Consider the following 12,504-nt stretch of genomic DNA (forward strand, 5'->3'; position numbering starts at 1 on the left):
CCAGGGGGGTTACTCTCATCGGCGTGATTCCCATGCGTCGTTGCTGCCGACCAGGCTGCAAGAATCCGGCCGTCGCGACGCTCACCTATGTGTACTCGGACTCCACGGCGGTGGTCGGGCCACTCGCGACGGTCGCCGAACCGCACTCCTGGGATCTCTGCGAAACGCACGGCTCACGAATCACCGCTCCGAAGGGCTGGGAGCTGGTTCGCCACGAAGGTGGATTCTCCTCCAGCACACCGGACGACGATGATCTGACCGCGCTCGCCGAGGCGGTGCGGGAAGCCGGGCTGCGCCGCCGCCCCCCGGAGCGCGAGCAGCGCGGCTACCACGACTACGCTCCCCCGCCGCCGCGAACCACGCGAACGGGCCGCCGGGGCCATCTGCGCGTCCTGCCCGACCCACCGTCCTGATCGACCGGGACGATGTCGGACCCGTCCGGCACAACCACTAGGGTGTTGGGCATGACAGTCGCCCGCTCTGCCGAATTCGTGAACGCGGTGATCAAGGCTTACGACGTTCGCGGCGTGGTCGGTGATCAGATCGACGCGGAATTCGTCAGGGATGTCGGCGCGTCCTTCGCCCGGCTGATGCGCGCCGAGGGCGCGAGCCGGATCGTCATCGGACACGACATGCGGGACTCCTCGCCCGAGCTGTCGGCCGCCTTCGCCGACGGCGCGCTCGGCCAGGGCCTCGACGTGGTGCACATCGGCTTGGCCTCGACCGACCAGCTGTACTTCGCCTCCGGCCACCTGGACTGCCCGGGCGCCATGTTCACCGCCAGCCACAACCCGGCCCGCTACAACGGCATCAAGCTGTGCCGCGCCAAAGCCCTTCCGGTCGGGCAGGACACCGGTCTGGCCACCATCAAGAGCGAGCTGATCGAGGGCGTGCCCGTGTACGGAGGCTCGCGCGGAGCGGCGACCGAACTGGACCTGCTCGCCGAGTACGCGGACTTCTTGCGCGGGTTGGTCGATCTCGGTGGCATGCGCCCGCTCACGATCGCGGTGGACGCGGGCAACGGCATGGGCGGGCACACGGTGCCCGCGGTGCTGGGCACCCTGCCCCAGGTGACGGTCGTGCCGCTGTATTTCGAGCTGGACGGCAGCTTCCCGAACCACGAGGCCAACCCGCTCGACCCCGCGAACGTGGTGGACCTGCAGAAGCTGGTCCGCGAATCCGGCGCGGACATCGGCCTGGCCTTCGACGGCGACGCCGATCGCTGCTTCGTGGTCGACGAGCACGGCGACCCGGTGTCGCCGTCGGCGATCACCGCCCTGGTCGCCGAGCGCGAGCTGGCCAAAGAGCCGGGCGCGGTGATCATCCACAACCTGATCACCTCCCGCGCGGTGCCGGAACTGGTGCACGAGCTGGGCGGAACGCCGGTGCGCACCCGGGTCGGTCACTCGTTCATCAAGCAGGAGATGGCCGCCACCGGAGCGGTATTCGGCGGCGAGCACTCCGCGCACTACTACTTCCGCGACTTCTGGGGCGCCGACTCCGGGATGCTCGCGGCGCTGCACGTGCTGGCCGCGCTCGGCGAGAAAGACCGGCCGATGTCGGATCTGATGGCCTCGTACGCCAGTTACGCGGCCTCCGGCGAGATCAATTCCACCGTCGCCGACGCGAAGGAGCGCACGATGGCCGTGGTAGAGGCCTTCGCGGGCCGGGCGCACTCGGTGGACCGGCTGGACGGGGTGACCGTGCAGCTGGCCGACAACGCCTGGTTCAACCTGCGCGCGTCGAATACCGAGCCATTGCTCCGGCTGAACGTGGAGGCCCGGTCGGCGGAGGAAGTAGACGCACTCGTGACCGAGATCCTGAGCATCGTGCGCTCCTGACTGGAATAGTGGAATCACAGGCCTTGGATTCGCCCGACTCGGTCTCGGTGTGGCAGCTGGACCGAATGGGCGCGGGGGCGGAAAAGACACAGCGCGATGAGGGGAGGTGGGACGCCCGATGATCGCTGGAACACCGGTGCTCGACCTCGACGATGCCGCTTCACTCGAGGCCGCCGACGCAGGCGGCGCCCTTCGCTCGGCCGCTTCCGGCGGCGCCCAGGTGCGCGCTACCGCGGCGGCCGTCGGTGAGGAGGCGCTCGCTCGACTAGCCGATCTGCGACCACGCAGCGTGGTGCTGGTAGCCGGCGCCGGACGTGCCGCACGGGCCGCCGGACTGCTCGTGGCCGCGCTCGGCGACCGTGCGGGCCTACCCGTCGTGCCTGCCGCCGCCCTTCCCCCGTGGGTGGGGCCGCTGGACGTCGTCCTGGTCTCCGGCGACGACGCGGGTGATCCGCGCCTCACCGACGCCGTCGATCGAGCCCTGCGCCGCGGCGCCGAGGTGGTCGTCGCCGCGCCGCACGAAGGGCCGCTGCGCGCCGCCGCCGCCGGACGCGCCGCCGTGCTGGAGCCCAGGGTCCAAGTCCTCGGGCACAACCGCCTGCTGCGCTTCCTGGCCGCCGGAATCGCGGTGCTGCGCGCGGTCGACCCCCAGCGCACCGGCGCCGCCGTACCCGAGCTCACCCACCTTGCCGACGTGCTGGACGCGGAGGCGCTGCGCGACGGCCCGCACAACGAGGTCTTCCACAACCCCGCCAAGACGCTGGCCGCGCGCATGCAGCAGCGGGGAATCGTGCTCGCGGGCGATTCACCGGCCGCCGCCGAGCTGGCCGAGCACGGCGCCGAAGTGCTGCTGCAATCCGCGGGCAAGGTGGCCACCGCGGTGGATCTGGCCGAGGCCGTCGCCGCGCGGACCCGGATGGCCGAGGCGGCAGGCGAATCCGCGCCAGACTTCGATCCACTGTTCCACGACGAGGAACTCGACGGCCCCGCGCCGGTGGAACGCATCCGGGTGTTCGTGCTCAGCGCCGATCGCGATCGAGCGGCAGCGCGCCGCCGCATCGCGGTCTTCGGCGCCGAGGGATCGAACCTGGTGGACGCCGATCTGGTGAACGCCGACGTCGACCTGCTGCACACCGGCATGACCGATCCCGCCGCGCCCGCGCAGTCGAGGGCCGAAGAATCCGCGCAGGCCGACAGCACCGAACTCGAACAGCTCGCGGTGCTCGCGCTGCGACTGGAGATGGCCGCCGCCTACCTGCGGCTGATCGGTTCGCGCACCACCGCTTCCGACAGCCAGGGGCAGTACGGGGGAAGCTTCTAGTGCACGAACTCGTTGGTGCGCTGCGCTCGTATGCCTGGGGCTCGCGCACCGCGCTGGCTCAGCTGTGCGGAAGACCGGTCCCCTCGGCGCATCCGGAGGCCGAATTGTGGTTCGGCGCCCACCCCGCCGACCCGGCGTACGTGAAGATCGGTGACCGCAGCACCTCGCTGCTGGAGCTGGTCGCCGCCGACCCGGACCGGGAACTGGGCTCCGCCGCCGCGGATTTCGACGGACGGCTGCCGTTCCTGCTCAAGATCCTCGCCGCCGAGGAGCCGCTGTCGCTGCAGGCGCACCCGAGTACGGAGCAGGCGCGCGCGGGCTTCGACCGGGAGAACCGGGCGAAGGTGCCCTTGGACTCCCCGCTGCGCAACTACCGCGACGAGAGCCACAAGCCCGAGCTGGTCGTCGCGCTGGAGCGGTTCGAGGCGCTGGCCGGCTTCCGCGAGCCGCACCGCACGGTCGCGTTGCTGCGCGCGCTCGCGGTGGAGGAGTTGCGCTCCTACTGCGAACTCCTCGCCGCCCAGCCGGATTCGGCGGGCCTGCGCACCTTGTTCACCACCTGGATCACGCTGCCGCAGCACGTGCTGCACACGTTGCTGCCCGCGGTGCTCGACGGCTGCGTGCGGTACCTGTCCGGCAAAGGCACACGCGAGTTCACGAACGAGGCGCGCACCACCCTCGAACTGGCCGAGGCATACCCCGGCGACGCGGGCGTGCTGGCGGCGCTGCTGCTGAACCGGGTGACCTTGGAGCCGGGTCAGGGGTTGTTCCTCGCGGCCGGGAATCTGCACGCCTACCTGCGCGGGCTGGGCGTGGAGATCATGGCCAACTCCGACAACGTGCTGCGCGGCGGTCTCACCCCCAAACACGTCGACGTGCCGGAACTGTTGCGCGTACTGGATTTCGAGCCGATCGACCTGCCCGTCGTGCTGCCGGAACCCGGCGGCGACGGATCGGTGCGCTATCGCACGCCCGCCCCCGAGTTCGCGCTGCGCCGATTCGACTTGGTCGCCGGTTCCGCGCGAGTGCCGCTGACCGCGGCGGGGCCCGGGATCGTGCTGTGCACGGCGGGTACGGTGCGCCTGTTCCAGAACGGCTCGTCGCTGGAACTCGGCCGGGGTGGCGCGGCGTGGATTTCCGCCGCCGACACCGATATCCGCGCGCAGGCGGTGGACGGGCAGGTCCAGCTGTTCTGCGCGTGCGTGGGCGCCGGCTGCTGACCGATCCGGAACACCCGGCCGTAGGTGCCCTAGGCTGTTCGCGAGTATCACTGAAAACAGAGAGGACATGCTTCCATGTCTGCTGGCGGTGGCAAGAAGGCGATCATCGCGGCGTTGACCGCGAATGCGGGGATCGCCGCGGCGAAGTTCGTCGGTGCGGCGATCACCGGCTCGGGGTCGATGCTCGCCGAGGCCGTGCACTCCGTGGCCGACACGGGCAACCAGGGACTGCTGCTGCTGGGGCAGCGCCGCGCCGCGAAGGAAGCGACCGAGCTGCACCCGTTCGGGTACGCACGCAACCGCTACTTCTACTCGTTCATCGTGGCGCTGGTGCTGTTCACCCTCGGCTCCGGTTACGCCATCTACGAGGGCATCCACAAGATCCAGCACCCGGAGGAGCTGACCTCGCCGATCGTGGCGGTCGTCATCCTGGTGATCGCGATCGCCTTGGAGGTCTACAGCTTCACCACGGCGGTGCGCGAGTCCACGCCGCTGAAAGGTGACGCAAGCTGGTGGCAGTTCATCCGCAATTCGCGCAGCCCGGAACTTCCGGTGGTGCTGCTGGAGGACACCGGCGCGCTGGTCGGCCTGATCCTGGCGCTCTCGGGCGTCGGCCTGACCATGATCACCCACGACCCGATCTGGGACGGCGTCGGCACGCTGGCCATCGGTGGGCTGCTCGGCGTCATCGCCGTCGTGTTGATCATCGAGATGCAAAGCCTTTTGATCGGTGAGGGTGCCACTCCGGAGGAGAACCGGAAGATCCGCGCCAACCTGGTCGATGACACCCGCATCGACCGAGTGATCCATCTGAAGACCCAGTACCTAGGCCCGGAGGAACTGCTCGTGGCGGCAAAGATCGGCGTAGTTCCCGGTCTGGACCTCGCGGCGATCGCGGGCGCCATCGATGACGCCGAGTCCCGCGTCCGCGCGGCGGTCCCGGCGGCGCGCGTCATCTACCTCGAACCCGACCTCTACCGCACCGAACCCGCCAAGGGCTAGTCCGGCGTTGCCTCGCACGGCTCGCGAGCCGTGCGAGGCGCACGTACTCAGCGGCGCTGGACAGCGGGGGTGCGTAGGAGGTCGAGGGGATCGGTGCGGATGTCGAAGCGGTCGCGCAAGACGTGGCGGGCCGCGTGCAGCCCGCTCATGCCGTGCACACCGGGGCCGGGCGGGGTGGCCGACGAGCACAGATAGACACCGGGAATCGGTGTGGCGTAGGGATTCCAGCGCGGTGCGGGACGGAAGGCGAACTGGCGCAGCGTCATCGCGCCCGCGGAGATGTCGCCGCCGATGTAGTTGGCGTTGTGCGCGGGCATTTCGGCGGCGGTGATCACGTTCTCGGCGACGATCAGATCCCGGAAGCCCGGTGCGAATCGCTCCACCTGAGCGATCACTTCCGCGCTGACGTCGCGGGTGGAGCCGTTGGGCACGTGGGCGTAGGTGTAGAAGGTGTGGCCGCCCGCGGGCGCGCGGGTGGGGTCGACCACGCCGGGCTGGATGGACAACACGTAGGGCCGTTCGGCGTGCCGCCCCATGGCCACGGCGTGCTCGGCCGCCATGGCCTCGGCGCGGGTGCCGATGACGTGCACCGTCCCGGCCAGCGCGCAGCCCTGGGCCTGCCACGGCACCGGTCCGGAGAGCGCGAAGTCGATCTTGCAGGCCGCGCCGCCGTAACGGAAACGGCGCAGCCGCTTCGCGTATCGCGCGGGCAACCGGTGCTCGGCGATACGCAGCAGTTCGGCAGGGGCGAGGTCGAGCAGAACGGCGCGAGCGCCTGTGAACTCCTCGAGCGAGTCGATCCGGCGCCCGGTGTGCACCCGGCCGCCGAGACGTTCGAGTTCGGCGATGAGCGCGTCGGGAATCGCCTGACTGCCGCCGCGCGGAATCACCCAGCCGTCGACATGGGCCAGCGTGCCGAGCATCAACGCAGCGCCCGCGGCCGTGATGGCGCGCGGCGGGATGATCGCATGGGTGGCGATGCCGGTCAGCAGGGCCGGCGCGACCTGTTCGCGAAACCTGATATCCCACAGCGGCGAGCCCTGCTCCAAGGTGCGCATGCCGAAACGGATCGCGGTCGCGAGCCCGGAGGGGATGCGCCGCAGATCCGACATCGCGACGTCGACCACGTCCGCCCAGTGCCGCACCAGCGGCGCGAACAACTTGCGCCACGCCCGGCCGTCGGGACCGAGGGATTCGACCGTCCGTTCCAGGTCCCGCCAGGCCAGTCCGGCCACACCCCCGTCGAGCGGATGTGCGTAGGAGACCTCCGGCGCGAGCAGTTCCACGCCGTGCGCGGACAGGTCGAACGCCCGGAACAACGGTGAGGCCACCGCCATCGGATGCGCGCCAGCGCACACGTCGTGCCGGTAGCCGGGCAAGGTCAGCTCGGCCGTGCGAGACCCACCCCCAGCCGTCGCCTCGGCCTCGTAGACCTCCACCGCGAGCCCTGCCCTTGCCAGGATCACCGCTGCGGCGAGCCCGTTCGGTCCGGAGCCGACCACCACCACATCAGCCATATCCCCACGCTACCGCCCGACCGACCTCCGACTTGCTCGCCGACACCACCACCGCGCCGCCGACACGCCGAGCGGAGCCGTACCGGAACCCGGCCGATCGGTGATCCGGAACCCATGGGCGGGACCGCCGACGAGTTTCGGAGGTTCGCTTCGTCATCTCCATGGAACGCACGACCAGCAAGGAGATCGACCATGGCGACCAAGCCGCACGGCCCCGCGTCCTACTTCCCCTCCATCGAGGCCAAGTACGGCCGCGCAATCGAGGAGTGGAAAACCGCCATGCGCGACAGCGGACTGACCTCGCACAAAGAACTCGTCGAGTGGCTGAAGACCGAGCACGGCTTCGGGCACGGCCACGCGACCGCCCTCACCCAGCACCACCTCCACCCGGAGAAGTGGGCAGCCTGAGCCCGGGCGCCACGAAGGGCCCGCAGATCTTGCGGGCCCTTCGTCGTTCACCGTCCGGCCCGCTGCCCCAGGCGGAGTTCCGCCCGGCGCGGACGGGCTTCGTCCGGCTGCGCTTTATGCCTTGACCAGGTCTATGGTCTCGGCCTCCTGCGTCAGCGGTACGCCCTGCGTCCCATGGTCGTCGTCGACCATGGTCCGCTCGTCGAAGGGCAACTCGCGATCGAGCACCTCGCGCACCCGGTCCACGTCGACCGTCTTGGTCCAGGTGCCGATCAGCACCGTGGCGACCGCGTTGCCGGAGAAATTGGTCAGCGCCCGCGCCTCGGACATGAAGCGGTCGATGCCGACGATCAAGCCGACGCCGTCGAGGAGTTCGGGGCCGATGGCTCTGCAACCCGCCCGCCAGGGTGGCCAGGCCCGCGCCGGTGACGCCCGCCGCGCCCTTGGACGCGACGATCATGAACAGCAGCAGTCCCAGCTGTTCGCCGATGGACAGCGGCTTGCCCATGGCCTCGGCGATGAACAACGACGCCATGGTCAGGTAGATGGCGGTGCCGTCGAGGTTGAACGAGTATCCGGTCGGCACGACGACGCCCACGGTGGTGCGCTCCACGCCCAGATGGTCCATCTTGGCGATCAGCCGTGGCAGCGCCGATTCCGACGACGAGGTCGCGACGATCAGCAGGTACTCCCGCGCCAGGTAGCGGACCAGCTTGAAGATCGACACGCGTGAGACGCTCCACAGCAGCACGCCGAGCACGCCGAAAACGAACACCAGGCAGGTGAGGTAGAACGCGAGCATCAGCGTGCCCAGCTTCACCACCGCGTCCAGGCCGGTCTTGCCGACCACGTTCGCGATCGCGCCGAACGCGCCGATCGGCGCCAGCCACAGGATCATCACCAGGATCCGGAACACCAGTTTCTGCAGCAGCGCCACGCCGCGCACGATCGGCTCACCCGCCGTGCCCATGGCCTGGACCGCGAAACCGACCAGCAGCGCGACGAACAGCGCCTGCAGCACATTGCCGGTGGTGAGCGAGGACAGCAGCGTCGACGGGACGATGTTCTGGAGGAATTCCCAGGTGCCGCCCGCGCTGTGCGCGGTGTCGGCCAGGTCGTGACCGGCTTTGGTCGACTTGGCGATGTTCAGTCCCGTGCCCGGTTGCAGCAGATTGCCGACGACGAGGCCGATCCCGAGCGCGATCGTCGACATGACCAGGAAGTAGCCGATGGCCAGCCCGCCGACCTTGCCGACGGTGGCCGCCGCGCGCACCGAGCCGATCCCGAGCACGATGGTGCAGAAGATGACGGGAGCGATCATCATCTTGATGAGGTTGACGAAGATGGTCCCCAATGGGGCGAACGACTGCGCGACGCCGGGCGCCAGCCAGCCGACGAGGACGCCCGCGACCACCGCCACGATGACGGCCAGATACAGCCAATGGGTGCGGTCGCGCCGCGTTCGAGTCGAGTCGCTCATTGCGAGGATTTCCCTTCGAGAGGTACCGAAGTGAGGTGGCTCACGCACCCCAGGCAGAATGATGGTCGGCCGGGTGATGCCGGTCACTGTTTGGTGCATTACGTTCAGCGGAGGAAGAGCTTGTGAGACGCGGTCGGCTCTCCCTCGCCGGTCAGGCATTCGTCTTCCAGTTGGTCGTACTCGCGGTGATGATCGCGATCGGCGTGGTGCTCGCGGTGCTGGACGCCAGGCACGACAGCGACGTCACCACCACCAGGGAGGTCACCGACGTCGCGGTGAGCGTGGCCGACGCGCCCTCCACCATCGAGGCGGTCCGCAGCGCGGACCCGACGGCGCTGTTGCAGCCGGTGACCGAGGAGATCCGGCTCGAGACCGGCATGGATTTCATCGTGGTGATGGCGCCGGACCGGACGCGCTACACCCACCCCAATCCGGCGATGATCGGGCGGCCGTTCAGCGGCACCATCGATCGCGCGCTGGCCGGTGAGACCTTCACCGAGACCTTCACCGGCACCCTCGGCCCCTCCATCCGGGCGGTCACCCCCGTCCACGACAACGGACGGATCGTGGCTCTGGTCTCCGCGGGCGTGACCCGCGCGAAGATCAGTGACCAGGTGGCCACTCAGCTCTCGGTGATCTTCGGCGTCGCGGGAGCCGGTCTCCTGCTTGCCGCCGGAGGATCGTTCCTGCTCAGCCGCAGACTGCGACGGCAGACCCACGGCTTGGCGCCCGACGAGCTGCGCGCGATGTACGAACATCACGACGCCGTGCTGCACTCGGTGCGCGAGGGACTGGTCGTGTTCGGGGCCTCCGGCGAGGATGCCGAGGTGGTCAACGACGAAGCGCGCCGCCTGCTCGACCTGCCCCCCGGCGAGGTGCGCCGCAGCGACCTCCCGCTGTCGCTGCAGCGGATGAGCTGGGGCACCGTGCGCGACGAGATGCACGTGACCACCGACCGGATCCTGCTGGTCAACCAGGACACCGTGGAGTGGGAGGGCCGGCCGATCGGCACGGTGATGACCATCCGCGATCACACCGAATTGCAGTCGGTGATGGGCGAACTCGATTCCGTGCGCGGCTTCGCCGAGTCGTTGCAGGCACACGCGCACGAGTCCGCCAACCGGCTGCACACCGTGGTCACCATGGTCGAACTGGGCCGCCACCAGGAGGCCGTCGAGTTCGCCACGGCGGAGCTCGAGCTGTCGCAGGCGCTGATCGATCGGCTGTTCGCCGCGGTGGGCGCGCCCGCCCTGGCCGCCTTGCTGCTGGGCAAGGTGAACCAGGCGGCCGAACGCGGCATCGAGCTGACGATCACCGACGACACCGCGCTGGACTCGGTGGACCCGCTGTCTCCGCACGAAACGGTCACGCTCGTCGGCAATCTCGTCGACAACGCGATCGATGCCGCGGCGGGCAGCGTGTCCGGCTGGGTGGAAGTCACCCTGCGCCACCAGCGGGTGGACGCCCGGGAGGAGTCGGTGCTCTACATCCGGATCGCCGACAGCGGCCCGGGCATGTCGGCGGAGATGTTCGCGCGCGCGTCCCAGCGCGGCTATTCGACCAAAGCCGACCACCACGGGCTGGGTCTCGCACTGGTCCACCGTCTGGTGGCCCGCCACGGGGGAAGCATCCGCACGCAACGGGATCCCGAAAGCGCGGTGACCGTGACGATTCCACGAAAGGAAGCACGATGATCCGTGTGCTTATCGTCGAGGACGAGCCGCTGATCGCCGAGGCGCACCGCGCCTACGTGGAGCGCATCGCCGGATTCACGCCCGTCGGTGTCGCCCATACCGGACGTGAGGCGATGCGCGCGGCGGCCGACGCCGCGGCGGAGGGCACGCCGATCGACCTGGTGCTGATGGACATCGGCCTGCCCGACGCGAGCGGCCTCGACGTCGCCGCCGCGCTGACCGGGTTGGCGCCGCGCCCGGACGTCATCGCCATCACCTCCGCGCGGGATCTGGCCATGGTGCGCACCGCCGTGTCGCACGGCGTGGTGTTGTATCTACTGAAGCCGTTCACCTTCGCGGCGTTCCGCGACAAGCTGGACCGGTACCGCGAGTTCCGCACCGCGCTTCCCGCCGGCGAAAGCGCCATCTCCCAGCACGACATCGACCGTGCGTTGAGCGCGCTGCGCACTCCCGACCAGCGCGCCGCGACACCCAAGGGCGTCGCGCCGCAAACCCTCGACGAGATCTCCCGCGCCGTGCGCGCCGCCGAGGCCGAGGGCGTGACGGCCGCGGACACCGCGACCTCGATCGGCGTCTCGCGTATCACCGCCTGGCGCTATCTGGAGAAACTGGCCGACGACGGTTTGGTCCTGCGGCGCTCGGACTACGGCAGGGCAGGGCGGCCGAAGACCCGCTATGTGTGGAAGTCCACGACCAGCTGATCAGACCGGCTCCGGCGCGGGCGCGCGCTGATCGAGGCGCACCGGCATCCGCTCGTAGCCGTGCAGGGTGAACAGCGCGCGCCGCTTCGGCGTACCGTCCAGCCGCAGACCGGGGAACCGCTCGAACAGGGCCTGCAGCGCGTAGACGCCTTCCATCCTGGCCAGGCTGGCTCCGAGGCAGACGTGCACGCCGCTGCTGAAGGACAGATGGTCCTTGGCGTTGTCGCGGCCGATGTCGAACCGTTGTGGATCGGCGAACACGGCGGGGTCGCGGTTCGCGCCTGCCAGCGACAGCACCACCGTGCTGCCCTGGCGCAACCGGATGCCGTCGATCTCCACATCGGTGAGCGCGGTCCGCGCGGTGGTCTGCACCGGGGAGTCGAAGCGCAGGATCTCCTCGACGGCGTTGGGCCACAGCTGCGGCTCCTCGCGCAGCCGCTCCAGCTGATCCGGATGGGCCAGTAGTTGCGCGACGCCGTTGCCGATCAGGTTGACGGTCGTCTCGAAGCCCGCCCCCATGAGCAGGCTCGCGGTGGCCTTGAGCGCGTCGGTGTCCAGTTCGCCCGCGGTGACCAGGCTGCTGAGAATGTCCTCGCCCGGTTCGCGGCGCAACCGCTCGATGTGCCGCCCGAGATAGTCGTTCATCAGCTCCATCGCGAGCAGTGCCCTACGGTGTGCGCGCCAAGGGATGCCGACGTCGAGCAGCGGTGTCATCTGATCGCCCCAGTCGAGGAACATCGCCTTGTCCTCGTCGGGGAAGCCGAGCATCTCGGAGATGATCGCGATCGGCACCTGGGCGGCGAACTGCTCGATCAGATCCGCCGAACCGTGGGCGGGCAGGGCGACCAGCAGTTCCTCGGTGACCGACTCGACGCGGTCGCGCAGTCTGCGGATCGCGCGCGGGGTGAACGCCGAGGCGACCGGTTTGCGCATCCGCGTGTGTTCGGGCGGATCGATCACCAGCATCGACGGCGGCTCGACCGGATTCGGCGGCAACGGAAACCGCTCGGCCAGCTTCTGCAGCGGCTTGGGGATGTTGAAGCTCTCGGTGGTGCGCACGCCGAAACGGCTGTCGCGCAGGATGGAACGGCACAGCTCGTGATCGAAGGTCGCCCAGGCGATCGAGGTGCGCAGCAGCCTGCCCTGCCCGCGCAACCGCTCGATCAGCGGGTAGGGATCGTCGAAGCCTGCGGGACCGCCCATCAATTCGGCGAACGGGTCACCGCGGCGTGCCTGCAGACGCAGGGCGAGACGAGGCGCGCCCTGCACCGACAACCAGCGGAACCAATAATGCGGCTTCATAGTGCAACCCCGTCGTCG

The 12,504-nt window shown here is 69.6% G+C and carries 10 protein-coding genes and 1 pseudogene; 8 read left to right on the forward strand and 3 right to left on the reverse strand.

The window, feature by feature from the left end; all coding sequences use genetic code 11:
- Positions 1–32 precede the first annotated feature (32 nt).
- The 5 genes from GVY39_RS05350 to GVY39_RS05370 all read left to right on the forward strand — a co-directional run bounded on the left by GVY39_RS05350 (position 33) and on the right by GVY39_RS05370 (position 5,384).
- Positions 33–413: a DUF3499 domain-containing protein gene (locus GVY39_RS05350; RefSeq protein WP_159921259.1), complete on the forward strand. Its 381-nt coding sequence runs from the start codon at positions 33–35 to the stop codon at positions 411–413.
- 51 nt (positions 414–464) lie between these two features.
- A complete protein-coding gene (locus GVY39_RS05355; RefSeq protein ID WP_159920582.1) occupies positions 465–1,841 on the forward strand; it encodes a phosphomannomutase/phosphoglucomutase in 1,377 nt (458 codons plus the stop codon).
- A gap of 118 nt (positions 1,842–1,959) precedes the next feature.
- Positions 1,960–3,162 (forward strand): tobH protein, encoded by a 1,203-nt coding sequence (locus GVY39_RS05360; protein ID WP_159920580.1) that lies wholly within the window; start codon positions 1,960–1,962, stop codon positions 3,160–3,162.
- Positions 3,162–4,382, forward strand: coding sequence for a mannose-6-phosphate isomerase, class I (manA, locus tag GVY39_RS05365; RefSeq protein ID WP_159920578.1), 1,221 nt, complete (start codon positions 3,162–3,164; stop codon positions 4,380–4,382). Before GVY39_RS05360 ends, manA begins: the two co-directional genes overlap by 1 nt.
- A gap of 75 nt (positions 4,383–4,457) precedes the next feature.
- Positions 4,458–5,384 carry a cation diffusion facilitator family transporter gene (locus GVY39_RS05370; protein ID WP_159920576.1) on the forward strand — a complete coding sequence of 309 codons (927 nt, stop codon included), beginning with the start codon at positions 4,458–4,460 and terminating at the stop codon, positions 5,382–5,384.
- A gap of 47 nt (positions 5,385–5,431) precedes the next feature.
- On the opposite strand, the gene GVY39_RS05375 is transcribed toward GVY39_RS05370, so the two are convergent.
- Complete coding sequence (locus tag GVY39_RS05375) at positions 5,432–6,901, reverse strand: NAD(P)/FAD-dependent oxidoreductase (protein WP_159920574.1); 1,470 nt, start codon at positions 6,899–6,901, stop codon at positions 5,432–5,434.
- Positions 6,902–7,093: 192 nt separating this feature from the next.
- Here GVY39_RS05375 and GVY39_RS05380 point away from each other — a divergent pair, with 192 nt between their 5' ends.
- A complete protein-coding gene (locus GVY39_RS05380) occupies positions 7,094–7,309 on the forward strand; it encodes a DUF4287 domain-containing protein (RefSeq protein ID WP_159920572.1) in 216 nt (71 codons plus the stop codon).
- Positions 7,310–7,423: 114 nt separating this feature from the next.
- On the opposite strand, the pseudogene GVY39_RS05385 reads toward GVY39_RS05380, so the two are convergent.
- Positions 7,424–8,789 (reverse strand): annotated as a pseudogene (locus GVY39_RS05385) (cation:dicarboxylate symporter family transporter).
- 122 nt (positions 8,790–8,911) lie between these two features.
- On the opposite strand from GVY39_RS05385, the gene GVY39_RS05390 reads away from it, so the two are divergent.
- Together GVY39_RS05390 and GVY39_RS05395 are read left to right on the forward strand one after the other, a co-directional pair.
- Positions 8,912–10,483 carry an ATP-binding protein gene (locus tag GVY39_RS05390; RefSeq protein WP_321210095.1) on the forward strand — a complete coding sequence of 524 codons (1,572 nt, stop codon included), beginning with the start codon at positions 8,912–8,914 and terminating at the stop codon, positions 10,481–10,483.
- Positions 10,480–11,184 carry a response regulator gene (locus GVY39_RS05395; RefSeq protein WP_159920568.1) on the forward strand — a complete coding sequence of 235 codons (705 nt, stop codon included), beginning with the start codon at positions 10,480–10,482 and terminating at the stop codon, positions 11,182–11,184. Before GVY39_RS05390 ends, GVY39_RS05395 begins: the two co-directional genes overlap by 4 nt.
- Here the strand turns inward: GVY39_RS05395 and GVY39_RS05400 are convergent, their stop codons facing one another.
- Positions 11,185–12,486, reverse strand: a complete 1,302-nt coding sequence (locus tag GVY39_RS05400; protein WP_159920566.1) for a cytochrome P450 — start codon at positions 12,484–12,486, stop codon at positions 11,185–11,187. It abuts the gene before it with no gap.
- Between the last annotated feature and the right edge of the window lie 18 nt (positions 12,487–12,504).

This window comes from Nocardia sp. CY15 (assembly GCF_009829295.1).
GTDB lineage: Bacteria > Actinomycetota > Actinomycetes > Mycobacteriales > Mycobacteriaceae > Nocardia > Nocardia sputi.